Annotated in this window: 18 protein-coding genes and 1 riboswitch; of the genes, 2 read left to right on the top strand and 16 right to left on the bottom strand. The window is 45.4% G+C overall.

Features of this window, described 5'->3' with window-relative positions:
- Positions 1-521 precede the first annotated feature (521 nt).
- The 10 genes from hflX to FPZ44_RS21160 form a co-directional block, all read right to left on the bottom strand.
- A complete protein-coding gene (hflX, locus tag FPZ44_RS21205) occupies positions 522-1,796 on the bottom strand; it encodes a GTPase HflX (protein ID WP_144993658.1) in 1,275 nt (424 codons plus the stop codon).
- A gap of 727 nt (positions 1,797-2,523) precedes the next feature.
- On the bottom strand, positions 2,524-4,296 hold the full coding sequence (locus FPZ44_RS21200) for an adenine deaminase (protein WP_144993740.1): 1,773 nt from the start codon (positions 4,294-4,296) through the stop codon (positions 2,524-2,526).
- Positions 4,297-4,500: 204 nt separating this feature from the next.
- Positions 4,501-5,610: an ABC transporter ATP-binding protein gene (locus FPZ44_RS21195; RefSeq protein WP_144993656.1), complete on the bottom strand. Its 1,110-nt coding sequence runs from the start codon at positions 5,608-5,610 to the stop codon at positions 4,501-4,503.
- 27 nt (positions 5,611-5,637) lie between these two features.
- Complete coding sequence (locus tag FPZ44_RS21190) at positions 5,638-6,426, bottom strand: ABC transporter permease (protein WP_144993654.1); 789 nt, start codon at positions 6,424-6,426, stop codon at positions 5,638-5,640.
- Between the two features lie 6 nt (positions 6,427-6,432).
- Positions 6,433-7,254, bottom strand: a complete 822-nt coding sequence (locus tag FPZ44_RS21185) for an ABC transporter permease (protein WP_144993652.1) — start codon at positions 7,252-7,254, stop codon at positions 6,433-6,435.
- A 145-nt stretch (positions 7,255-7,399) separates the two neighbouring features.
- The gene (locus FPZ44_RS21180; protein ID WP_261378454.1) at positions 7,400-8,440 is read right to left on the bottom strand and encodes a nucleoside hydrolase; all 1,041 of its coding nucleotides are present in this window, start codon (positions 8,438-8,440) and stop codon (positions 7,400-7,402) included.
- 150 nt (positions 8,441-8,590) lie between these two features.
- Complete coding sequence (locus FPZ44_RS21175; RefSeq protein WP_144993650.1) at positions 8,591-9,631, bottom strand: ABC transporter substrate-binding protein; 1,041 nt, start codon at positions 9,629-9,631, stop codon at positions 8,591-8,593.
- 141 nt (positions 9,632-9,772) lie between these two features.
- A complete protein-coding gene (locus FPZ44_RS21170; protein ID WP_144993648.1) occupies positions 9,773-11,182 on the bottom strand; it encodes an NCS2 family permease in 1,410 nt (469 codons plus the stop codon).
- Positions 11,183-11,488: 306 nt separating this feature from the next.
- A riboswitch (purine riboswitch) is annotated at positions 11,489-11,589 on the bottom strand.
- Between the two features lie 250 nt (positions 11,590-11,839).
- Positions 11,840-13,381, bottom strand: a complete 1,542-nt coding sequence (guaA, locus tag FPZ44_RS21165) for a glutamine-hydrolyzing GMP synthase (RefSeq protein ID WP_144993646.1) — start codon at positions 13,379-13,381, stop codon at positions 11,840-11,842.
- Between the two features lie 873 nt (positions 13,382-14,254).
- Positions 14,255-15,028, bottom strand: a complete 774-nt coding sequence (locus tag FPZ44_RS21160; protein WP_144993644.1) for a Cof-type HAD-IIB family hydrolase — start codon at positions 15,026-15,028, stop codon at positions 14,255-14,257.
- 319 nt (positions 15,029-15,347) lie between these two features.
- Here FPZ44_RS21160 and FPZ44_RS21155 point away from each other — a divergent pair, with 319 nt between their 5' ends.
- Positions 15,348-16,340: a LacI family DNA-binding transcriptional regulator gene (locus tag FPZ44_RS21155; protein WP_144993642.1), complete on the top strand. Its 993-nt coding sequence runs from the start codon at positions 15,348-15,350 to the stop codon at positions 16,338-16,340.
- Between the two features lie 19 nt (positions 16,341-16,359).
- Here FPZ44_RS21155 and FPZ44_RS21150 read toward each other — a convergent pair whose 3' ends face one another.
- The 4 genes from FPZ44_RS21150 to FPZ44_RS21135 form a co-directional block, all read right to left on the bottom strand.
- Positions 16,360-18,957 carry a transglutaminase-like domain-containing protein gene (locus FPZ44_RS21150; protein WP_144993640.1) on the bottom strand — a complete coding sequence of 866 codons (2,598 nt, stop codon included), beginning with the start codon at positions 18,955-18,957 and terminating at the stop codon, positions 16,360-16,362.
- Positions 18,935-20,437 carry a DUF58 domain-containing protein gene (locus FPZ44_RS21145; RefSeq protein ID WP_144993638.1) on the bottom strand — a complete coding sequence of 501 codons (1,503 nt, stop codon included), beginning with the start codon at positions 20,435-20,437 and terminating at the stop codon, positions 18,935-18,937. The genes FPZ44_RS21150 and FPZ44_RS21145 overlap by 23 nt, the downstream gene beginning before the upstream one ends.
- Positions 20,434-21,606 (bottom strand): AAA family ATPase, encoded by a 1,173-nt coding sequence (locus tag FPZ44_RS21140; protein WP_144993636.1) that lies wholly within the window; start codon positions 21,604-21,606, stop codon positions 20,434-20,436. The genes FPZ44_RS21145 and FPZ44_RS21140 overlap by 4 nt, the downstream gene beginning before the upstream one ends.
- A 361-nt stretch (positions 21,607-21,967) precedes the next feature.
- A complete protein-coding gene (locus tag FPZ44_RS21135; RefSeq protein WP_186786172.1) occupies positions 21,968-23,425 on the bottom strand; it encodes a polysaccharide deacetylase family protein in 1,458 nt (485 codons plus the stop codon).
- Positions 23,426-23,726: 301 nt separating this feature from the next.
- Here FPZ44_RS21135 and modA point away from each other — a divergent pair, with 301 nt between their 5' ends.
- Positions 23,727-24,551, top strand: a complete 825-nt coding sequence (gene modA / locus FPZ44_RS21130) for a molybdate ABC transporter substrate-binding protein (protein ID WP_144993632.1) — start codon at positions 23,727-23,729, stop codon at positions 24,549-24,551.
- A gap of 131 nt (positions 24,552-24,682) precedes the next feature.
- Here modA and FPZ44_RS21125 read toward each other — a convergent pair whose 3' ends face one another.
- Positions 24,683-25,555 carry a GNAT family N-acetyltransferase gene (locus FPZ44_RS21125; RefSeq protein ID WP_144993630.1) on the bottom strand — a complete coding sequence of 291 codons (873 nt, stop codon included), beginning with the start codon at positions 25,553-25,555 and terminating at the stop codon, positions 24,683-24,685.
- Positions 25,556-25,594: 39 nt separating this feature from the next.
- A complete protein-coding gene (locus FPZ44_RS21120) occupies positions 25,595-26,542 on the bottom strand; it encodes a bile acid:sodium symporter family protein (protein WP_186786171.1) in 948 nt (315 codons plus the stop codon).
- Positions 26,543-26,557: the final 15 nt, after the last annotated feature.

Raw genomic sequence — 26,557 nt, 5'->3', positions numbered from 1 at the left:
CATTTGTAATGCTGACGAAATTCATTGCTGAATTTCTTATATCAAACGTTTCACTCGTTGTTCAGTTTTCAAAGAACAATTCGGCTCAGATCACTCATCTTTCGATTCGTTTTCTTTCGCTCTCGTCCGCCGTGTTTCTCAGCGGCAACTCTTATAATATATCACTTCGTTTCTTTCGAGTCAAGCTTTTTTTAAAACTTTTTTGAAGCTTAGTTTCGAACTTAACTTCAATCCGTTTCTATGTAAGCTTGTCTCAACCGCTGCCTCTCGGTGGCGGAATACAAATATATCACGCTCACAATAGAAAGGCAACCCCTTTTATAAAACCACATTATTACATTTTAATAAATCAAAGAATGAGCCGCCCCATCTAGAATGAGCTAGCAAGCATTTGAGATATAACTCACATGCTGCAAACACCATCACTAAACGGAGGCGGCTGCAATCCATTAACTATTTTCCTTCTATAGATATACTGGAGTCATTCAACTTGGAAACTTCAATTATAATGAACCCCTTAATTACTCACTAACAACAAAGCTCAGAAACTTATTATAATCACTTTGTCTGCATTCCAATGTCAGTTTCGTACCTTCCTCTTCATAACTTGTTGTGATGACAGTAGCATTTTGATTCAAGTAAGATACCGCGCCGCCTTGATCATAAGGAATGAGCATTTCACAACGAACGTAGTCTTTGAATACATTTTGGCGGATCGCTTGAATTAACTCTTCAACACCAAGCTTCTTTTTCGCAGACATATAGATGTTGTTTTCACTTGTACTTGGAGTATCTCCTTCACGAAGATCAATTTTATTGTAAGCATAGATCATCGGAATATCTTCAATACCGATCGCTTGCAATGTTTCATTAGTAATACGGATATGCTGCTCATACTCAGGATTAGAGAAATCAACAACATGAATAAGCAAATCCGCTTCTTTTACTTCTTCTAATGTAGAACGGAAAGCTTTCACTAGATGATGCGGCAGCTTGCTTACGAAGCCAACTGTGTCCGTCAACAAAAATGACTTATTGTCCTCAAGCTCAATATTGCGGACAGACGTTTCGAGCGTAGCAAACAGCATATCTTTTTCAAATACAAACTTATCTTTCGTTTCCGTGAACAGTTCCACCATCGTATTCATAACTGTTGATTTGCCTGCATTCGTATAACCAACAAGCGCCACAACTGGAACTTCGCTCTTTCTACGCTTTTTGCGCTGCGTCTGACGATGAGCAACCAACACTTCTAGCTCTTTACTTAAAATGCTGATCTTCTCTTCAATTCTACGACGGTCCAGCTCAAGCTTTTTCTCACCAGCACCTTTGTTCTTTGTGCCTACTCCGCCGCCTTGGCGTCCAAGTGACTCACGCAAACCAACCAATCGAGGAAGCATATATTGCAATTGCGCTACTTCGACTTGAAGCTGTGCTTCTCTCGTCCGCGCACGTTCGCCGAAAATATCTAAAATAAGAATCGTTCTATCGATGACTTTACAGTCCAAATCTGCTTCAAGGTTACGGATTTGGGATGGAGATAATTCATCATTGAAAATGACGAGATTTCCATCTTGTTGTTCCATGAGAGCCCGTACTTCTTCTAACTTACCTGTTCCAATATAGTGAGACGTATTTACTCGGCTTAAATTTTGAATGATGCTGCCTACAATTTCAACATTACATGCCGCTGCAAGGTTAGCCAGCTCTTCCATGGAATATTCAAAATCTGCTTGGTGGTTCAGGTTCACACCGACGATCACTGCTTTTTGCTGCTGTTCTATAAGTTCTTTCATATAATCATCTCCCGTTACTTTCAATATAAGCAAGTAGTTCAGATAGAAGCTTTCCCAACTACTCACGCTTTATGAGCAAATAAAAAACACAGGCATATGCCTGTGATTGGAGTAAACGGAATATATACGACAACGCAGACAAGCTCCTCTGCCTCACACCATGATCATGACCATGAGCGGGCAGCAAGAAATCGCCTAGCGAAGACGCTGGTCTTCTAGGGAGAACATACGAGTCTCATTGTATATGGTTCGCACGCACACACAATAGATCCACTTCACCATGCAATAATTCTTCATAGTAATCTACAAAGACATGCAGGCAAGAGGCAGTATGCTCAACACCAGATATTCAATCTATAGTTAAGGGTATAAAAAAAGAGGGTACATTCGTCCCACCCTCTTCTTGCGTTAAAGCGATTAGGGTTCCTTAAAAATAGGCAGACCAATCCCGATTACTCTGCACCTAGGCAGAGCCATTGAGCACTATTCAGTTAGTGTCACAAACGTTCAATCGAGTTCTTCCAAATTGGAAGCCTGCCTTGTTAATCATCAGGAACCCTCCGTTCTCTAAAAGTTAAACATATTTTAGCATAGCAAGATACGGAAGAGCAAGTGCACTATTCCATCTCCTATTGTATGCATTGATAATTAAGCACGTGAATAATAATAGGCTACTTTGGCTAAAGGCCAATGGAACTTGAGCCATTACACATCATCGCGGCGCTTACTACGATTCGACGAGCAAGGGTACAATCGTGCCGGCATGTACATCGATCAGTCCCAAGTCAGTCAGCTTCAAGGCTGGGCTGACTGGCAGCGAATGCGTGCTGATGGACATGATCGGGTTGTAGTGATCGTAGCCGAGCGATTCCATCGCCTCGCGAAGGCGTTTGACCGCTAAGCCGAACGTGTCGAGCGGCTCTTCTGAAAGGATGCCGCCAACCGGCAGCGGCACACGGGCCAAGACGTGGCCATCCGCCACGACGCAGAAGCCGCCTTGGTCGGCGATAACGGTGTTCGCCGCAAGCGTCATGTCTGCGGCATTGTGTCCGACGACGAGCAAATTGTGATTGTCGTGCGAATAAGTTGTCGCGATAGCGCCGCGCTTGATGGTACTGCCTGTAATCAAACCATAGGCGCGATTGCCATTGCGACCGTAACGCTCAAATGTAGCGACAAGTCCTAATCCTTCGGCCCGCTCCCATTGCAGCACACCATCCTGTACCTCAACTTCGCGGTGCAGCTCCTTCGTTGTTGTCGTTCCATTGGATACTTCCATGACACGACACTTATGAACCCCATTAGCCACTTGCTCAGTTCTAGCTCCAGCCGCATTATCGGCACCAGCACTACCATTAGCTCCAGTTACAACTACTGTGAAATCACCCTCCTGTAAAGGAGATAGCTTTACACTTTGATAGAAATGTGATGGGAATTGCCCTTCTACTCGCTCCTGTTTAACGAGATGATTCGCATCATAAATACGGCGTCCTCGTTTGTATACAGCGTCAATATGGAATGTGCTCAAATCAGAAAGTAAAACGAAGTCTGCCAACTTGTTCGGCGCAATAGAGCCGCGATCATAGAGACGCATGCGCTGTGCAGGTGTATATGTCGTGCAATAGATGGCCCGCTCTGGACTCATCCCCATTGCTATCGCCTTACGAACTAGATGATTCAGATGTCCATCCGCCACGAACGAGTCTGCCATCACATCATCTGTCACGAAGCAGAATAAGTCCGCGATATCTTCTTCAATAAGAATGCGCATAATTTCCGGTCGCATCGCCTTCTCTTGAATTTCCACGAACATACCGTTTCTCATCCTATCGAGCATACTGTCGACTTCCTGCTCCGTATGGTCTGAATCAACACCAGCGAACATAAAGCGAGCCAACTCCAAATCAACGAGCTTCTTCGGCGTATGTCCCTCAATGACAAGATGAGGATGGTTCGTACGGATATGATTCAATATCTGATTGGTTTTGCAATCCGGATCACGCAGCACATCTACAGAATTCATGATCTCACCTAAGCAAACAACACGTTCATCCTGCAGTAGTTTATCGATATCAGAAATCTCAATGGAACCGCCCGTCGTTTCCAACGGTGTTGCTGGAACTGAGCTAGGAATGGCATAGAGAATATCAGCTGCGCATCCCTCGCTAGCTCGAATCATCTCCTGTACCCCTTCAAGTCCAAATACATTGGCCATCTCATGTGGTTCGGACACAACTGTCGTCACTCCATTTTGAATAATGCCGTGAGAGAATGTTGCCGGGGTAATCATAGAGCTCTCAATATGCAAATGAATATCGATTAATCCTGGAATCAGATGTTGTCCATTTCCTTCTACAATTTCTTTCGCTTCGAATGTCTCTTTTCCACGAGCACCTATATACAAAAAGCGCCCATCCAGCACAGCAACATTACCTGCAATAAATCGCTTCATATATATATTGAATACATGCACATCAGTGATTAGTAAATCTATTTGCATACGCTCCACCATCATCTACGCTGCCTCCTGCTTACATGCATTAATTTTGCAACTACATGCCCTATCTACTGAATGATTTTCAGGAATACACTTGAACACAGTCTTCCGAACTCACGCTAAGAAAAAAGGGAAGAGCAAGCTCTCCCCTAGAAATTGATATCAAACGCACATGTTCATACCGCAAGTGCAGATCAACATGTAATTCTAAACCGCCGTACGTACAAGTACGACCTTATCTTTTGGCAGTACGAGCTGGACAGCTTCATTCGCTGCGAATGGCGCATCCATTTCACGGTTGACCGTAAACGTGCCTAGAGCGGTCTCCACTTCATATTGATAACTGCGACCGAGGAAGGTACTTACTTTAACTCGACCAGCAATCACATTCCAGCCTGACTCTAGCTCCGCTGCCGTCAATCCAGCAAGTCCATTCGATAGCTCACTTTGCAAAGCGATCAACAGATCATCTGGACGAATCGCTGCTTTCATCTGCTCCACGATCGGGTGTCCCGAACGATGAACAAGACTTACCTTTAACCCTTGCGGGCAATCCGCTGTTACTTGCTCACCATCGACCTTCAGCCCATTAACATCGATGAAGTTATGGAAGCCGATAAAGCGAGCAACAAATTCTGTCGTCGGATATTTATAAATAACGGCTGGCGCATCCAACTGCTCGATGACACCTTGATTCATAATCGCAACTTTATCAGAAATCGAGAAGCACTCTTCTTGATCGTGAGAGACATATACCGTCGTTATGCCTAACTCTTTCTGGATTCTGCGAATCTCTACTCGCATATTCACCCGAAGATTCGCATCCAAGTTGCTAAGTGGTTCATCAAACAACAGCAGGTCTGGCTGGATAACCAAGGCACGAGCAATCGCAACACGCTGACGCTGTCCGCCGGATAGTTCACCTGGAAAGCGTTTCTCGAACCCTTCCAAGCTAACAATTTTCAGCATATCCGTTACACGTTTAGCGATGTCATCCTTACTAACCTTACGCAAACGCAAACCGTAAGCGACATTATCAAATACGGTCATATGTGGGAACAACGCGTAGCTTTGGAACACGAAGCCGAAGTTGCGCTTGTTCACCGGCACACGTGTGTAGTCTTTGCCATCGAACATAAAGCGGCCGTCTTTCGCCTCCAGAAAACCTGCAATGAGTCGCAGTGTTGTCGTCTTTCCACAGCCAGATGGACCGAGCAGCGAGATGAGCTCACCTTTTTCGATATGAAGATTGAAGTTTTTTAAAATGAGATTCTTTTCATAAGCAACCGATATATCATTAAGCGATAACAATTCCACGTCCGTAGTCCCTCCGATGTTGAGCCGTTATTTGTTCGTAAAATAAGACAATCCCATCAAACGCTCGATCATGACCATAAACAATCCAGTCAGTACCATAAGCAGTACCGATATCGCCGCTATCGTTGGGTCGAAATAGTTCTCGACGTAGGTCAGCATCTGAATCGGCAAAGTACTCACCCCTGGACCGGTCATAAACACGGAAATATCCACGTTGTTGAACGATTCCAAGAAAGCGAGCAGCACTCCTGCAATCAAACCTGAGCGGATGTTCGGCAGCACAACCGTGAAGAACGTCTTCAAGCGGCTCGCGCCCAAGCTCATTGCTGCTTCTTCTACCGAATAATCAAAGTTGGATAGACTCGAACCGATGACACGAATAATAAAAGGCATCATCAGCACAATATGGCCAATCAGCAAGCTTGTATAAATAGGTAGATTGAACTGTACGACCAAAAACTTCAGCATCGCGAAGCCCATGACTACACCCGGAATTAAAATCGGGGAAATAAAGATCGAATTCAGAAACTCTTTGCCACGGAATTGACCGCGACTTAATGCATATGCTGCTGGAACTCCTAGCAAGAGGGCGATTAAGTTGCCCAGCAAGGCAACGCCCACCGTTACTTTGAATGTCTCCATAAACATGTCGACTTCGAAAATATTTTTATACCATTTCAGCGAGAACCCCTCTGGCGGAAACTTCAACACAGAGCCTTCTCCAAATGATGTTCCGATAATAATGACGAGCGGTCCGAGCAAAAAGATAAAGACGAGTGTCGTAAACAGAGCGAGACCGCGATGTTTGTCCTTCATGTTGCGCTACCCCTTCGGATTCAATTTGCGGGCAAGACGATTCATGAGCCCAATAATGATGAACGTTATCACGATCATAACGGTCGCTATAACCGAAGCCATGTACCAATCGTTCAGCGTCATTGCATTTTGATAAAGGAACGTCGCAATAACTCGCTGCTTGCCCCCCAGCAGCTGTGGTGTCGTATAGGCCGTCAAGCTGCCCACGAATACGAGAATGCTGCCTACAATGAGACCTGGCACACACAAAGGAACGATAATGCTCATAAAACCTTTCCAACGCGAAGCCCCGAGTGATTCAGATGCTTGCAGCAGGTCGCCATCAATATTCTCCATCACACCAACGAGCGAAATAATCATTAATGGAAGGAATAAATGAATCATGCCAATCATCATCGCTGTCGGCGTGTACAAAATTTTGAGTGGATCATCGATCAACCCGATGCCAAGCAGGAATTGATTCACCAAGCCATTTTTCCCGAGGATAACCATCCAGCTGAATGAACGCACAATTGCACTTGTTAAGAGTGGGAACAGCGCGAGCATCAATAAGATGCCTTTCGTTCTCGCCTTCGTCTTCGAGATATAGTAAGCTGTCGGGAATCCTAGCAAAATACAAACAAGCGTCGTCACGAAGCTCACTTGCAAGGTTGTCCCGAGAATTTTCAGCATATAGGGATCGCTGAGCAGCTTCACATATCCATCAACCGTAAACTCGCCTTCATGATAGAAGGTCGAGCCAATCGTCATAAAGATCGGAACAATCATAAAGATTGTCAAAAACAACAGTCCTGGCAGTAGTAAAAGCCAGAGGTGTACTTTCTTCATCGCTGCTTATCTCCCATTTGCTATCATAGTAAGTTGCTTAAGATGACAAATCTACCTCTTCTATTATTCTATTCTTCTTTTCTTATTCTATTTTTTAGTTGCGGATAATCGTTTCGAACAACGCGTTACTGCGTTTCGATCGCTGCTATCTTTGTAGGACATGTAAGAAACGCTCAATAAATGCTTCTTGGTTAAGGTCCATGCAGACATGCACGTTAGGTTCCTTATTCCAGCGCCCTTGGAAATCAGCTACCGTCTGTCCATCACACAAGTTGCTGTTCACTTCAACATCAACATACAAATGCTCTGTAGTAGCTACAGCACGATCAATTGCCACGGCTACCGCAAACGGGTCATGCATCGCGCAAGCAGGATGTCCGTAACGCTTCGCATACATGTCCATGTAATCACGAGTACAGTCATACACCAACGGAGCTAACGGAGCATCGCCCATTGACTCAATATGATCACGAGTCAACAGTGCTCGACGTGTTACATCAAGGCCAACCATCGTAATGTTGAAACCTGCTTGTAGAACGTTGCGCGCCGCTTCAGGATCAACGTAGATGTTATATTCTGCTGTAGGCGTAACATTGCCAAATGAAGTAACGACGCCACCCATGAAGATAACTTCCTTCACAAGCGTTGGTAGCTCAGGACATGCACGCAGTGCCAATGCCAAATTGGTCAACGGCCCTGTCATAATGAGTGTAATTTCGCCCGGACGTTCCTTAATCGTTTCTACCATAATAAGTGCAGCCTGCTTCGAAGCACGCATCGGCGGCAGCTCTAGATCAGCCAACGCGCCACCAATACCGTCATTGCCATGCACGCGATGTTCGAAATATTGAGGACGACGCAATGGACGATCGGCTCCTGGAATAACAGGAATGTTCGCGATGAGTTCTGCTTCTTCAGCGCGTCCCTTCTGCTTCGCTTCCTCCACTAGCACATGAAGCACCTTCCGAGTGTTCAATGTCGCTTGAGACAGTGATACGTTACCATTCACAGTCGTGATACCGAGCAGATCGAATGCACCACTCTTTACTGCCAACATAATTGCAAGCGCATCATCCACACCTGTATCAACATCAAGGAAAATCGGCGTACGCGGCTGCAAGCTTCCTGTCTCAGCAGCTCCCGTTGCGATTTCTTCTGCTCGTGTTTCCGTCATTTGTTCGTTCATTTTGTTTCGCCTCCTATGTCGTGTCTCTATCGACAACTTTCGCTGTCATTCGACCATGCACGGTCGCGATGATTATACATGGAAAAGAGGCTCGTGACCAACGAATTGAAAATATTTACTATATAGTTACTCTAATAGATGCGCTGATAGTTACTCTAATTCGCGATTCCAACGATCGATCCAAGATGCCATCTGCTCGTTGACCATTTTTAGATCAAGTGTCTTTAAATTTTCAACAACATCTGCTCCATACGTCATGCCAAATGCTTGCTCTTCAGTAAGCTTTACATTTTTATTAGAAGGTGCGTCGACTTTATCGAGCGCATTTGCTTTTTGGACTTCCTCGCTCATATGCCAGTTGATGAACTTCTCAGCTAGCTCTTTATTTTTAGAGCCTTTAACTACGTTAACCGTGTTTAATAGTGCGTAAGCGCCCTCTTTTGGTGTAATAAACGCTGCACTTGGCACAGCCTCCTTAGCACTGCCGAAGAACGTATCCTGCATAGGAGCAATTATTACTTCACCTTGCGCGAACATATTAGATAAGTCAGCCGATTTCGAATAATACTTCACAACCCCTGGATTAATTTCTTTTAGCGCCTTAAACGCTGCATCTGCATTCATATCTGCGCTACCTGCATGCTTGGACGCCATATCCATCAACATCGGTCCACTCGTAATCGTAATGTTTGGCAATGCAATCTTGTTCTGGAACTCCGGCTTCCACATATCACTCCAAGATTCTACTTTCATTTTCACTTCTTCCATGTTTATTACTAAACCTAACTGCGCAACAGTGTGTGCTGGTCCCCAGTCCTCACCAAGGGGAGCTTGAGCAATGTTGTACAGTTGATCGATATTTGGAATGTTTTTGCGATCGATCTTCTCGAAAAGTCCCTCTTCAATTCCTTGTAGTGCATAGTAATCGGACAAATAAATAAGGTCTACTTTGGAACTGCCTTGACGAATTTTATTCAAACGGTCAGTGTTGTTCCCCGTTTCCACAACGATTTTGACGTTATGTTCCTTCTCAAATGGCTCATACACATTTTTCTTCATTACATCTTCTGAGAAGCCCCATGTCGAAATGACCAGCTCAGTCGGCTTATCCGCAGCAGAATCATTGGAACAAGCCATCAGCATCGTGCTTAACGCAAGTACAAGAACAAGAATAGAAGCGATTTTTTTCATGAGTAGAACCCCTCCTGGATGTAGTGGAATTTGTTAACGATGTTACTCATACGGAATGATAGATTATGTTATCGATATCACACTAGCGAAAAAAGTGAGATTGCAGCTTTAGACCTAAAGTTGCAACCCCGCTTCCCGTTCTTAATGACCACCCTGCATAAATACGTAGCGCGCCAAGACGAGAACAAACAATACCCACATCAACCAATGAATCTTGTATTTTTGCTCGCCTTTGCCTGAAACGTTCGCAACGAATGCAAGCAGCACATAGGACAAAATTCCGAACGAAATACCATTTGCGATACTGTATGTGAAAGGCATAAATGTAACTGTCAAAAAGGCCGGAATACCGATAACCAAGTCTTTGAAGTTAATCTCATTTACAGACTGCATCATGAGTACACCAACAACGATCAAAGCAGCAGCTGTAGCAGAGCTTGGAATAATCGCAATCGCAGGTGCCAAGAACAATGCTAGCAAGAAGCACACACCCGTCGATACCGCTGTTAGACCTGTACGTCCGCCTTCAGCGATACCAGCAGAACTTTCTACATATGCCGTTACCGTTGAAGTACCCAACATTGCACCACCACTCACTGCGATGGAATCTACGAACATCGCCTTGCCGACGCGTTTCTTTCCTTCTACTGGATTTTTCATAAATCCAGCACGGTTAGCTGTTCCAATCAAAGTTCCGAATGTATCAAATAATTCAACGAATGTGAATGTCAAAATGATAGAGACGATACCTACACCCATAATGCCTGCAAAATCAAACTGGAACATTTGCAGCTCAGCTAAGTTAGGAATCCATGGCGTCTGCGAAGTATCTGAAAGACTGCTGAGATTTACCTCACCCATGAAAATACCAACTACAGTAGTACCTAATATTCCGAAAAGAATAGCACCAGGCACACGAATTACCATAAGAATCGAAATGAGTGCCAAACCAATTATCGTAAGTAACACTGGACCCGAAGTAAACTGCCCAAGTCCGAATACCGTTTCAAACCCTAATACAGGGGTGAATGTTCCTGCCGGTATATCTTTCACTGCTTCAACGGACACAGTTAGTAATCCACTGTTTTTCAAGCCAACTATAGCAATAAATAATCCAATACCAACTGTAATTGCATGTTTCAAACCATCTGGTACTGCATCAATTAACATCTGTCTAATTTGCGTAATCGTCAGTAAGAAGAAGATAATTCCCGAAATAAATACGGCGGTTAGCGCCATCTGCCACGTAACAGGCTGTCCCGTCGACGCGGTCGACACTACGATAGTAGCAAAGTAAGCGTTCAAGCCCATACCAGGTGCAACTGCTACTGGGAAGTTAACGAAGATCCCCATCGCAATCGTAAATACCCCTGCTGCAATCGCGGTTGCCAAGAAGACCGGATACCATTCCATGCCTGTCTTACCGAATGCCGTTAAAATGTTTGGATTGACGACGAGTATATAAGCCATCGTCATAAACGTCGTAATACCTGCCATAATCTCGGTTCTAACCGTTGAGCCGTGCTCCTTGATCTTGAAGAAGCGTTCCATCCGAGTTACATCCTCCCCATAATACCCCTGTTTTGTGTACTGCCCCTTTGTAATGCTCCCCTGACAAACAAAAAAGAACTTGAGATTAAGCTCTCAAGTTCTGACTACGCAACAGATACACTTATCCACTCCCATGCTACGCAAATATATGAAAAACATACATTTGTGTGCATCCTGTACATGTATGATAGTTAGCATGCATGTACAAGCAGCTCGCCTATTCAAAATCATAGGAATAGACAAAGGAGCCAAAAAATAAGGTGAGGTGAACTAACGCTGCATCCACATCATGTGAAGCTGCATGACGCGTACACCTGTATCTTTCGTAGCCAGATCATTTACGGTAATCTTGTAGAAACTTCCGGGCCAATTCCCGAAATTATACGAAAAAAGATATGAAATTATCTATTTCTATTGTACGAGCGTTCAGGCTTGCTGTCAACGTAAAATCCGAACATTATTATATTTAATTACGTTTACGTTCGTGTTTTAGATTTACTTATTCGTTAAACTGACAAGTTTCTACACTTTTTCAACGCTTAAATATCATTGAAAGGAACACTAATAATCCGTGCACACACCGTGACACTTCTAGAAAAACACAAAAAACCGCTGAATACCTAGCATAGGCATCCAGCGGTTTTATTTTTGTTATTCCTATTCCCACTCGATTGTAGCAGGTGGCTTGGACGTTACATCGTACACGATACGGTTAACGTTCTCAACTTCGTTAACGATACGTACGGAGATTTTCTCAAGAATATCCCACGGAATACGTGCCCAGTCAGCTGTCATACCGTCGATAGATGTTACTGCACGAATACCTACTGTGTAGGAATACGTACGGGAGTCACCCATAACGCCGACACTCTTCATGTCAGGCAATGCTGTGAAGTACTGCCAGATCTCGTTATCAAGACCTGCTTTTGCGATTTCCTCACGAAGGATCGCATCAGATTCACGAACGATTACAAGCTTGTCCTCTGTTACTTCACCCAATACGCGGATAGCAAGACCAGGACCTGGGAACGGCTGACGCCATACGATTTCACGAGGAAGACCAAGCTCCTCGCCCACTTTACGAACTTCGTCCTTGAAGAGTGCGTTAAGTGGCTCAATAAGCTTGAACTTCATGTCTTCTGGCAAACCGCCAACGTTGTGGTGAGATTTGATCGTCTCAGCAGTAGCAGTACCACTCTCTACGATATCCGTGTACAACGTACCTTGCGCCAAGAAATCGAAGTCTCCAAGCTTAGCAGACTCTTCGTCGAAGCAGTAAATAAACTCGTTACCGATAATTTTACGTTTTTGCTCAGGATCAGAGACGCCTGCCAATTTGCTCATGAAGCGCTCACGAGCGTCAATTTTGATAACATTCATATCAAACTTGCCTGTGAATGTCTCCATAACGCCTTCTGCTTCGCCTTTGCGCAGCAAATTGTGATCAATGAACATACAAGTAAGCTGATCGCCGATAGCACGGTGAATCAACGCAGCAACTACAGAGGAATCTACACCGCCGCTCAATGCGCAAAGTACTTTACGGTCGCCAACTGTATCACGGATTTCGCGGATTTTGTCCTCAACGAAAGTTTCCATGCTCCAGTTGCCCTCACATTGACATACTTCGTACAAGAAGTTGCGGATCATTTCATTTCCGTACACAGAGTGACGCACTTCAGGATGGAATTGAACAGCATAGAAATTCTTCTCAGGATGACTCATCGCAGCGATTGGCGCATGCTCTGTGCTTGCATCAACACGGAAGCCTGTTGGCGTTTCAACAACGAGATCACTGTGGCTCATCCACACCGTTTGGTTGGATTCCAAACCTTTAACAAGCGCACTTTCCGGTTGGAACACGACATCTGCTTTACCATATTCGCGCTTCCCTGCACGCTGTACTTTACCTTCAAGCTGATGAGACATCAGCTGCATGCCGTAGCAAATCCCCATAATCGGAATACCCAAGTCATAAATCGCCGTATCAACGACTGGAGAATCTTCTAAGTAAACGCTCGCCGGACCACCGGAGAAAACGATACCTTTCGGATTCAATTCCTTGATTTTTTCTACTGGAGTGTTAAACGGCATCAACTCGCTGTATACGCCTAGATCGCGAATACGACGAGCGATAAGTTGGTTGTACTGACCACCGAAGTCAAGAACGATAATCATCTCTTGTGGCTTGCTGCTCATTCATGTGCCCCCTCAAAAATAATGTTTACTATTATAATAAAATGCCGGTACCAGCGTCAATTGTTTGTCCTGTGACGCGATATGTTTCCAGTAGTTACTATGCCATAACTTACCCGTTCGCATTCCCTGCATTATGTTGTATGGTACTCTTTCTTCTTTCATTCGTCAAAGATAAATGTCCTGTTGAAAAATGACAGCCACACCTTTTCCATAAACAAGGTAATTCAGTCATAGAGTGAACCATCACATAGCCAGTTACTGTTCGAATGAATTTAGGGATTCCACTCACCTTATCGAATTGCAGTGCTGTTAGTTATTCCGTTATTTTCATTATTAAGTTTGTTGAGTTACCGATAACTAATTAGAGTCATTTGGACACTACGAATATACAAAATGACGATAACTTTCGAGTATACAAAGATGATGCCGACAACTACGATTTGCCTGTTAAAATACTGCATAAATCATAGCATAATTTGTACACTACAGAAAGACATTATTCTAAATTGTCCACGCAAAAGTGGACATCTAGGAACCAATTGACAACACTTCTCCTCCAGGACGAAAAACACAATATATAGTGCAATAAAATTTCAAAAAAAAACTAAATATGCTATTTTCCCCTATGAAGAAGATATATATCTTTTAAAAAAAGTGTCCACTTTCGGAAGGACATTTATCGTCATTTTCCTTCCACAGAGGACACCGAACAATACTTAGAAAGCAACCTATAGAACATTACAAACAACCATCTTGCAAAGAGGAAATTTGAGCACATTGTAGAGCCCACGATTTGAAGCTTGTTTTGAAGCTTATGCTCATCAATAACTGAGCAAGGGATAGCCAACCATTTTGCGCACAATACTAAGGCTCCTACGCTTCGATAAGTTGTAAGTCGATTAGACCTTTGCGAATACCGTCCTCGTGAGCAGCAGCTGTAAGACGGTGCGCGATCTGTTTTACTTCATCCTTGGCATTTCCCATTGCTACGCCCGCTCCTACGAACTGAAGCATTTCCAAGTCGTTCAATCCGTCACCAAATGCTGCGGCCTGATCAGGTTGCAATCCAGCTGCTTGCAAATATGCTGCGATACCTGATGCTTTCGAGCAGCCCTCATTCTGAATATCTACAGCTAGAGGATGCCACCGAATGAAGCGCAACTGTGGGAATTCATCCACATAGTCACTCATTTCCGCTTCTTCACAAAATAACAATCCTTGATATACAGCATGCTCTCGATAGTATTCCGGCATTACCAAAGGGATATCAATACCGAATTCCGTAAACGAATCCGTTACACGGTCATTAGCAAGCGATACCGCGGTATTATCGGTTCCAACCATACCAAGTGCATGCCCTCTTGTACCAGTAGAACGGCTTATTTTATCTAACATATCAACTGGAACTGGGTCATTAATAATAACATCCCCATTTCGAACAACATAACTTCCATTCATACTTACGTACGAATGAATATTCAATTCTTCTCTTATCCATTCGAATGCATATGGAGTGCGTCCCGTTGCGATAACCGTCTCTACGCCCTGCTCCTGCAGTCGTGCAATGCTATCCTTGGCCGTTTGCGGAATGCTTCCTTCCGGATTCAACAGCGTCCCATCTATATCAAAAAATACAACTTTGTACATTATTAGTGCCTCCTTTATCTCTCATACCACGAGCCAAGAGAAAAACAAGGTCGTCACGCCCATCTGAGCTGCAGACGAAAACGTCCACACGGTAACGCCGACCTCGCTCTTCTCGTCTTACATATTCAAGATAAAGGATGAAACGCGTTTCAGAGCAAGTATTTTTCATAATATTTTTTTGAAAGATAGGATTGACGATAATTACGATTACAGCTCATAGTTTGAGGCTTTTGCTAAAATTGGTATACAATGAGTAGAAGAAACAACGATGACGGTCAAAGGATAGTAGTGTAAACGATACATAGCAGAGGTGAACGAATTGGCTAACATTCGTCAAATTGCAAAAGAAGCAGGTGTATCGGTGACGACGGTATCACGTGTACTTAATGGCCATCCTTATGTGAGCGAGGACAAGCGCCAAGCAGTTATAGAGGCGATGGAGCAGTTGCAATATACCCCAAACCGAAATGCAGTTCACTTGGCAAAAGGACGAACATTTATGGTGGCGGTCATGCTTCCTTTTGCAAATCATCCTTACTTCTCAGGACTTGTTGACGGCATTGCTTATGAAGCGCTGCAGCACCAATACCGGGTCATCCTGTGCCAAACCGACTATAGTATAAGTGAAGAAGAGCGTGCACTTCAGTTGCTGCGCGATAAGCTGGTCGATGGCGTTATTATTTGCTCACGACAATCGTCTTGGCATGATATCGAGCCGTATAAAGTATATGGCCCTGTTGTTGCTTGTGAATATACAGATGTACAACGTTTTTCGAGTATTTATATGGATCACTATCAGACGATGAAGCATGCGTTGGATGTACTCATGGAATATGGGCATCGAAGGATCGGATATTGCCTCGGTCGCCCAGATAGCTACAACAGCGATAAGCGCATACGTGCCTATCGCGAAGCGCTGCATCAACTTGGCGAGCCGTTTCGCCCTGAGTGGGGATTCCATCATTGTTACAATGTTGAAGATGGTGCGGAGGTTATCCGCACATTGCTGCAAATGAAAGAACGTCCAACTGCACTGCTGGTTGCAGGCGATCAGTCAGCAGCCGGCATGATGCTGGAACTGCGCAACCATAGCGAAGCAGACGTGCAATCCTTTTCTATTATCGGTTTCGATAACTTACCAATTGCCAAAGTGCTCGGCCTGACTACGTTTGATCTTTCGAGCTATGATATCGGGCGAAAAGCTTTTGAGCTGTTCAAGCACCAGCTCGATCAGCCTGATGATCCACCTGAACGACATGAGCTACCGTTTCGTATGATTCATCGGTCTAGTGTGTATCGGATAAATACGTAAAATAGAGCAGCAGACGCCATTAAAAGTCTGCTGCTCTCTGCCTTTTATTCGGAAATAATTCAGAACAGATACGCCCAAATTCATCTGCTTGCTTCGGACGCTCATTTGCGACTGCATATAGCATTTCATTGCTGTATGCAATCAATCTTTCTAAAGCATCCCGCTCACTAGACGTAAGTTGACTGCCCATTTTCTCACAACCGGCCTGTACATAATGCTCCAATGTCATTCCTGGCAACCGTTCGCCTAGGCGACGTTGAAGGATAGACCATGCCAGCTCACCTACACGAAGCGCACGGCTCCTGTTGTAATCTTGCTGCTGCTTGCGCAGCAAGCGTCGCAATGTCCATAGTGGATATTTACGCGAAATGCTTGCGATCAGCCATTGTGCTATACATCCTATCACGACAAGCAGTACAACTGCTGCTATGCTCATAGATATCGGATAAGCCGACCACAGTCGCATCCAACCATCCATCTGCCAGAATGTAACTAGCATCGCTTGCCAATCTGCCCAAAATGTTTGATCCTGCCAAGCTTCAAGCTCTGTCAGCATCTGTTTCCAGAAGGAAGAAGTCGTCGTTATTAGCCATTCCCCGCCCACTTTCATAGCTGTATAAGCTGATTCCAATAGTGGATGAATCCACTTTTGCATATTTGTCAGTATCGCATCTACTGTCATTGCAGTACCTCCGAGTGCTCCATTGTACAACTGTGCATTCAGCTCGTACGATCCATTTTCACCTTGAATAACATCTGCTCTTGCTGGAATCGTCACTGCCTGCTCCGCATCCGGAACAATACCTCTCGCAGGTGTTGGATCGAATGGCACCCATCCCACTTCTGGCATATATACTTCCACCCACGCATGTGCATCTGAATGACGAACCGTGTAGGTGCCGTCTGCTTCCGGCTCTCCTGGCGCAAAACCTTTGACCCATCGAGTAGGAATACCCTGTGTCCGCAGCATAACCGCCATCGCCGTGGAGAAATGCACGCAGTAACCTTGCCGCTGCTCAAATAAGAAATGGTCTACAAAGTCGGTTTCTCCCTCTGGAACAGATGTGGCTTCTGTTGTATAGACATAGTTCTCCAATAAGTAGCGTTGAACACGCTCAACACGTTCATATCGGTTAGAAGCACCTTCTATCAGTTTCGCTGTAAGTTCCGTGATTCTATTTGGCAAATTCTCTGGAAGCTCTGTGTATGTACGCTTCACATCTTCCGGATCATCAGCAGCTGTTAATCCAGCAAACAACGCTGGAGTACCGATAAAATGACTTACTTTAACGGTGTAAGCTAATGCTTTTGTATCACTAATAGTGACTGCTTCCCGTGACAGTTTTGCGTGTTGCTGACGAGCAGCTGCAAGTGACTGGATATTGGCTTCCGGCTGATCGCTGCCCGACTTAGCTTGAATGAGCCGCCCACCATGCAGCAAGGGCATGTCTGCAGGAAACTGCTCAAAGCGCAAATGCTGTTCAAATGGTTCTGACCATGCATCTGCCATTAGGCCGGACGGATTGCTGTTATACGGCAAAGCCGTGCGAACACTCTCTTCTCGCTCCCCATCATCTCGAACATCCCAGCCTTGCCCTGTATACAATTGTTTAGATTCAGCACGCCAATAAGTTGACTGCGGGGTGGTTGCACGAAACAACACTGCTTTGTTCATTCGAATTGGCATTCCAAGCTGACGATCATCCTGTCCGTATCCTGTCAATCCAACCGTTGCGATGGGCCGGCCATCTTTGTTTGTCCGCCCTTGTAATCGATCGCCACTGTCTGTTAGTTTCTCGAATTTTTCTTGAACCCATGACTCAAGTGCAGGCCACACAGTAGGATTTCTGCTAGTAAACGTCATCGCCCATAGTGTGTATCCCACGACTAACACAACAGCCAGTAACATCGTCGCCCCCCACCAACGAGCAGGCCATGACGCCGTGTTTTGATCGCTTTCTTCACGCTGACGCTGCAATTGCAGCCATGAGATGGCAATTATCGTCCATAGGAATGCACGAACAAGACCACCCCCTGTGTCGATACCCATGATTTTTTCCATCAGCAGCAAATATACGATAGTCGCTGAACCGAACAAACTGACGGAGTAAGAAGAAATCATCAACGATTGAACAAGCAAGCTTAACAACATGATAAACATCAATATTAGCGCGAGCTCACCAACATCTGAATAGCGGTAGTCATCCCCTTTTATAAAGAACATGACCATCCCTTCTACATCCACAGCCCACGCTTGAATCGTTTTTACAAGCTGCAACGGCATGGATACTACGCTTCCCAGCCACGTTTCATCCTCTAAACTTGCCCATGTGCTGACTAGCAGAACGGTCGAACATACAAGTCCACCCTTCAGCCATTTGGATGAACAGCATAAACCTATCAACAGAGCTGCACCTACAGGTACTAGCCACGTGCCTAAATGAACGGACATGTTTAAATAGGGTGAATGATAGAAAGGGAGAAGCCATTCTACAAACAATCCCATCAGCAGCAAGTTGCAGCCTAGCCAGCTCCACCAATGGATAATGCTTGTAGAACGGTTGTTATTGGATAGAAACGATAACGCTTGTCGCTCAGTTGTGAAGTGAAACATCATCGTTTCCTCCCGAATGCTTATTTAAGGGACTCCCAATAGGTATTCGTTCTGACGAGTGCCATGCTGTTGCTTCTGTTTGTGATTCCAGCTTTGGGACCAGATCTCGTACAGTTATCTTCGTCTGGGTTGAGGATTGAATCCAACATGCAATGCTGGATATCTGATAATGAAACTGAATCGATGCTAGCCGTGAGGTTGAGTCATAAGGACTAATGACTACTACGGCTGACTGAGCAGAAAAATATCGCTGTAATGCTATTGGTGACTGAACTGCATTTCCTATACTTGCCCCCTCTTCTCCTGGCCTCCTACCCGCTGCAAGATGGACGATGATCGATTCATAGCCTCGTATCCACGTTTCTGTTGATGTTCGAAATAGTTGTATTCGCCCACGATAACCGCTCTTTTGTAATCTCCATACCCACTCTAGTGTTGTGTCTATTAATGCCGCAAAGGCAGCCTTGCTTAATAGATTCCCTTGTACTGAACTATCATCGAACAAGATAATCATGTCGCTAACCTCCATTGCTTGATGAGGACGCACAACTAGTTGACGACTCTTTGCATAGTTCCGCCATTGAATGGAGCGCCAAGCATCTCCCTTCTGATAGGGACGAAGCTCCATCGAGGCCATCATACCTTGTGAAGCATTCCGCTGCCGCAGTTTATCTACGGATTCGTTATAGGCCTCCGTATCGAAAACTCCCTTGGACGCTTCTTCAGCCCGCAACATTTGCATGAGAAGCTGCTGCAAGCCGTCAGTGCTATCCCATTGAGCAGCAGAAGGGACGACAATCGCATAGCTCCGCTCTATATCTATAGGTTTTTGTCCGACTGCATGCAGTTCTAATTCGGAGTCAGCGTGCTGTTTAGTTAGTATCTGTTCCTCCTGATCTATAGGGGGAATTAACCGTCCTCTACGCCACCAGCCAAGCAAATCGGCGGTTACGATATACGTGCCTCCATGATGATAAATGCCCATTGTCCCGGCAGGCAAGCTCATTTTGCAGGAAAGGCGGCGCTGGCTGCCTGGGTAGAGCATACGGGTGCAGGACAGTTGGTCCAGCACCTCACCTTGCTCGTCTACCCGCAGCCACACCTCTGTGACTTGCAGCCAAATTCGCGGCAGCCGTGACCGCGAAGTAATCGTGGTTGTCCAGACGAGCTCTGTCTCGACAGGACCAATCTTGCGGCCGCACCGCGTTGTAGCAGCTTGAATATGCCGCAGCGGTGCGGTCAGACAGCTACATGCGGCGAAGAGCCAATAGCCGAGCAGCGCGGCTCCCATGAAGCTAAGCGCTCCATGCCGCTCAGCTACACCCCATGCGAGCAGGAATAGCGCTAGCAGGCCGGCTGCTGTTGGGCGCAGCCATGCAGCGCCTAGGTCTGCTCCGATTGCCTCGAGCGGCTTCGACCGCTTCAGGCGGAACTGCTTGCGGTGAGGCTGCTCAAGGCTGAGCCGCAATAGCTGCGGCTTCATCGGAACAGACCCCCGAGCCACGAATCGTTGGCTCGGCGCTGCTTGCGCAGCAAAGCAGGCAGCGGCTCATGCATGCTGCTGCCTGCATGGGCCGGGCGTCGGAGCAGCTTAGCTGCTCGGCGCGCCTTGCGGCCTCCTTCGCTGCCGCTCCCGCCCGCACTCGCATGCGTGCGCGGCAGCTTGTGGCCGAATGTCGGCACCGGTGTAGACAGCAGCAGCTCCTGGATAACCGATGCCTGCCGCTCGACGGCATCCTCCCCACCGCGGAGCTGCAGCCGATGCGCTAGCACCGGCACCGCCACGGCCTGCACGTCCGCGGGTATAACATAGTCCCGTCCGTGCAGAAACGCTTCCGTTTGGCTCGCCCGCAGCAACGCTGCAGAGCCGCGCGGGCTTACGCCAAGCCCTACCTCGGCGTGGCTGCGCGTCGCCTGTACCAACTCCACGATATAGCGACAAACGGTCGCATCCACATGCTGATTGCGGATTCGCTTCCGTATCAAAAGCCACTCATCTGGCGTTAAGACAGCGCGCACTCTTCGCGTGCAGCCTTCATACGCCAATTGCTGAATAAGCATATTGGACTCCATCTCCGGATCTGGATATTCCATCGTCAATCTCATCAGGAAGCGATCCAACTCAGCTTCCAACAAGCGATACGTACCTTCGAACGATAGCGGATTTTGGGTCGCAATAAGCATAAATGGCTCTGGCAGCTTACGTGTCACGCCATCGATTGAAATAGTTCCTTCCTCCATCGCCTCCAGCAAAGCTGCCTGTGTACGTGTTGAAGCTCGATTCAGCTCATCTGCAAGCACGATATGAGCTTCCAATGGACTTCCGCTATAACGCAGCTCTCCTCCATTAGGGTCGAATACCATACTGCCTGTTACATCAGCCGGCAGCATATCCGGCGTCATCTGTAGGCGACGATAATCAGCGGCAGTAACTTGCGCTAATGTACGAGCAAACAGCGTCTTTCCTACACCTGGAGCACCCTCCAGCAGCAAATGCCCGCCACACAACATCGTAATGCAAGCAAGTCGAAATACCTCCGGCTTGCCCACTACGATCTGCTGGAGCTGTTCCAACAGCTGTGGAAAATCATGTTGAACAAAGCTCGACGTCCAGTTCGGCTTGTCCTTTATATTTTCATAACAATCTATCATTGCAGTGATACCTCCCTATCTACCTTCAACAAGATTTCCTCACCTACTCCACGCACCTGACTGTAACGATCAATAACTCCATGTATCGATTGGGAATAGATTAGACATGGCCTACCAAGCCTGCTAGCTTGCTAGTCTCAGTCTCGCCCAATTCTATGAATTGTAAACAAATAGACAGCTAGACTAGGAGGCACAGGAGCTCAAAATAGCAAAAAACCTTCTACGTCACGAGAAGATCAGCAAGCTGGGAACAAGATGCTTATGTTTAAGCATCTTCTATCAGTTGTTGTATCTTATTTGTGAAATAGAAGGTTTGATGTTTGCATGTAAAGTATACGTAATAAAGTTTCTTTAAGTATGGCTAAGCGTCAATCTTCCCCATTTCCAAAGGGATGAACTCATACTTTAACAACGGAACACCTATCGTATCCAGAACCGGACGAAGCGGTACCCACAGCACCCCGTCTTCTTCGATCCCTTTCCAAATTAAGCGCTCACGTTCACTCGTATCAGTCTGCCAAACAGCAGCTCCTGTCGCCCGATTCACGGTAATCGTCCCTTGCTTAAATTGAAGCTCAATCTGAGTTGAGTGATTATCAGAAACGATAATGTTTCCATCTAAATGAGTAGTCAGTATACGTGCAGGAATATACGTATTCTGTTGTGTTCGCTTGTACTGCCCTGGCTGCAAATTGAGCATTCCTACTTCGGTTGTTGCTTTGAAGCGCAGCGAACTATCATTTTGTCGCTCAACTTGTTTCTCAGGTTGTTTTGCAGGTTGCTTCCCTGATTGTTGTTCCCCTTGGCGTTCTGGCTGCTTCTCACCTCGTACATCTACAGCTTTCACATGCTGATCGATCCAAGCCTGTGTAACAGACTTACGTTCCCAACGCTTGCGTGTTGAAACTTTGAATTGAACAGGCTCCAAGTCTGGCGTCATTATCTCGAAGGTATATCCTTTATCACGGTAAAATTTAATGATATCTGGCAGCGCCTTAACCGTCTCACCATGCCCCGCACTATCATGCATAAGCACAACCGTATGCGGCAATCTCACGCCAGCTCGGATCGACTTCATAATCTCGCTTTCTGGAACACCCGATCGCTTGGAATCCCCACTGTCCACATGCCAATCATGTACGATATAACCAGCTTGGCTTAACAGCTGAAAATACTGCCGGTCGAAATTCAAATACGTGCCTCCCGGAGCGCGCACGAGACGAGGTTCATAGCCAACAACCTCTTTGATCACTTGACCTGTATCTCGGATTTGCTGCCAGAAATGACGAAAGTCGCTGTACAGCTTTTTGTAAGCATGATTATAAGAATGATTACCAATCGCATGCCCTTCTTTATCTATTCGCTTCAATAGCTCCGGATGCTGTTTTACTTGCTTGCCTAAAACGAAAAATGTAGCCTTCACATTCTCTCGCTCCAAAATATCCAATACATCGGCGGTATGCTTGCTAGGACCGTCATCAAATGTTAAATAGACCACTTTGCTAGAGGAAGGAACAGGTTCCTTGGCAGCAATAGCTGAATTAGCCATTTCATCGAAGGCAGTGAGCTTCGGTAATTGTGGAGCTTCCCGCTCACTTAGCCGGAAAGGCTTGTCCAGAAAATCGTCAGCAGTTCCAGCATCACCTACTTGCTTTGTCCACAATTGGAGTCCACTATCCTCCGCTTTATTTGCTCCTATAGGATCGACCGCCGTTCCAAATACGAACACTACGGTCAACATCAACACAAGCATCTTACCTATTGTATTGGACCAACTCTTTCTTAGCGCGTGTAGATTCCTTCTCTCAGAAACTCTCATGATTAGCATCCTCCTTCAGCGGCGAATCAAATGGTAATGTAGGATTAACAAACTAGCTTATGCATATTTCATGGATCTAAATATGTAGTTCAGCTTATGATAGATTGCTATGTTTCATGACGATTTCCGAGATAAATACAAGAAACCAAGCTTGTATTTATTTTCAAGCGATATTTAATAATTCCATTTCATCTATACTTCTTAAATTGAAAGTATGAACCGTTCCTTCTATAATAAAATGGATATGCTTGGGCATCAATTCGAATTTACTATGATTAAGGATGAGTGAGGAAATAAACGAATGAAGGAATCGATTCTGAAGCGCAGCAAAGTCCGTGCGCTAATCGCATATCTATTACTGCCTGTGTTATTGCTGCATTCCTGCAATCTGTTACCCTCAACACCGTCTAGTGACAACGATCCTGCACAGGGGACATTAGTCGTATCGGCAGATGCTAGCTTGCAAACCGTTCTAGTAGAGATACAAGATAACTTCGAGCGAAAATACCCACATGTAGAGGTACAGCTCAATTTCGGAGCTTCCGGAGCTTTACAGAAGCAGATTGAACAAGGCGCAGCAACGGATATATTTATGCCTGCTAGCAGCAAGCATATGAACAGTCTAATCAAGTCTGGATTCGTCACTGACAACCAGCAGCGTAATTTGCTAAGCAATGAGCTTGTTGTTATCGTGAACACAACGAACAAACAAACTTGGTCAAGCTTGGAGAAGCTAACTTCAAGCGAAATGGAGCGCATTGCTATCGGTGACCCTGAGACCGATTCCACAGGTATGTATACGGAACAAACGTTACAACGCTTACATTTTTGGAATGACATTAAAAATAAAGCGGTATTCACAAAAGATGTTCGCCAAGTTCTCTCCTATGTAGATACCGGAAATGTCGACGCTGGCTTTGTTTATCGTACAGACGCATTAGTAGCGAAAAACTCCAAAATCGTTCACTTTGTGAGTCCCAAGCATCATGATCCAATCATCTATCCGATTGGCATCATCCAGCAGACACGTAATTTAGAAGCTGCTCAGCTATGGATGGCATATGTTCAACAGCCCGAGGCGCAGCAAATTTTTAAGCGTTATGGATTTAAAATAGCAGGCGAATAACATATTACATGAAACATAAAAGGACACATACTGGTAAGCAACACAAGCGAGTTCATGGATAAAATAAAGGGTTCGGCATATTGTTCATCCCCAATATGCCGAACCCTTTATTATTTAGTAAACGATGTTAATTATTCTTTGTAATAAAAGCATAAGTCATGGACGTGCTGGAAACCGACCTTTTTGTACAGTTGAATAGCTTTATCATTGTCTGCACCTACACAAAGCGTAATCGCTTCAATTGTATCAAAGGCAAACAACCAAGTTAGTGCAGCCATCAACAACCGACTGCCTATGCCCTTTCCTCGCTCCGATTCTGTCACTCCGAAAAACTCGATGTTAGCTTCTCCAAACTCTGGCTCAGCTTCAACATAAATGTATCCGGATAAATCCGTTCCATTGTTGATGATGAACACTTTTCTGTGTTCATTTACACGTTCTATAATTTGTTGACCGCTGTAATACGTGTTCGGAAAAACACGATCATGCAGTTCGATCATTTCAGAATAATAGGATTCTGTTAATTCGGCAGCTCCCGCTTCTGTTAACTTGCAACAATCCGCCCGTTGAAACTTGAGAATGGCTTCTTCACTTTTTTTAGAGAAATCAAGATATTCAGCTAGTTGAATGACAGGTGCATTCTTTTTATTCGGGAACAAGCTTAGCGAGTGAATTTCTGGAGGCAGCAGCTCAACCATCTGGCCCCACAATTTATCAATATGTTCCCACTTGTCTGCCTTCACAAATGGCCCCCATAATTCAGCGCAGTGTTGCTCTAGATCTGCGTCGAAGCCCAACACACCAATCAATTTATCATTTTCATAAGCGAGTACGAAACCTTCATTGTATGGAACATCGGTTACATCCTCCATAAAAGAATGTGCGATTTCTTGATGGTCTTTACCACAATAGCCGATATGTGACTCCTCGATCTGATTCAACTCCGCAATAAAGCGAGAAACCTGATCTACATCGGCTGCATTCATACTGCGAATCTGCGCCATATTTGGACACCCCTATTTAAAATAGATTAACTGGCCATTTTATTTCCTTATCTCCGACTTAGACTCCATTCGACTATAAATCATCGCCACGATTGGGCCGGATATATTATGCCACACACTGAATATTGCACTTGGTACAGCAGCGAGTGGAGAGAAATGTGCCGTTGCAATGGCCGCTCCTAGTCCCGAGTTCTGCATACCAACTTCGATGGAAACTGCTTTGCGTGCTGCAAGATCCAGCTTGAATAGCTTTGCAAACAAGTAACCTAACATAAGCCCTAAGCAGTTATGAAGAATAACGACAGCAAAAATAATAAGCCCTGTCTCTGCAATCTTCTGTTGGCTTCCCGCTACTACTGCAGCTACGATTGCGACAATTGCCACTGTAGAGACAAGCGGCAAGGCTTTAACCCCTACTTGTGCAGGCTTCTTGAGCAATGTTTTGAAAATGATACCTAGCACGATTGGAAGGATTACGATCTGTACGATGGACCATAACAATGCCGAGGCATCGACAGGAACCCATTCACTAGCTAAAAATAAAATAAGTGCTGGTGTGACCATAGGTGCCAATAACGTTGTAATCGATGTAACCGTTACGGATAACGGCACGTCTCCTTTTGCCATATAAGTCATAACGTTGGATGCCGTTCCTCCAGGACAACAGCCAACGAGAATAACACCTACTGCGATTTCCGGCGGGAGCTGAAGTCCCTTCGCAAGCAAGAAAGCTAGCGACGGCATAATAAGAAACTGGCCAACAACCCCGATAATAACCGCTACAGGGCGACGGAGTACTTCCTTGAAGTCCCCTAAAGATACCGTCAGCCCCATGCCGAACATAATGATACCGAGCAATGGCGTGATATATGCGCCGATCCATTTAAATAGTTCTGGCCAAATGAATGCCAAGCACGCTGCGATCATTACCCAAATCGCAAATGTTTTTCCTACAAATTGTCCTAATTTCTCCATGATGTCCTCCATGTATGTACATATGTT

Origin of the sequence: Paenibacillus agilis (genome assembly GCF_007786455.1) — a bacterium.
In the GTDB taxonomy this organism is placed as follows: Bacteria; Bacillota; Bacilli; order Paenibacillales; family Paenibacillaceae; genus Paenibacillus_B; species Paenibacillus_B agilis.
The sequence above is the reverse complement of the archived record's forward strand: the minus strand, read 5'-3'. Positions and strand labels throughout refer to the sequence as shown.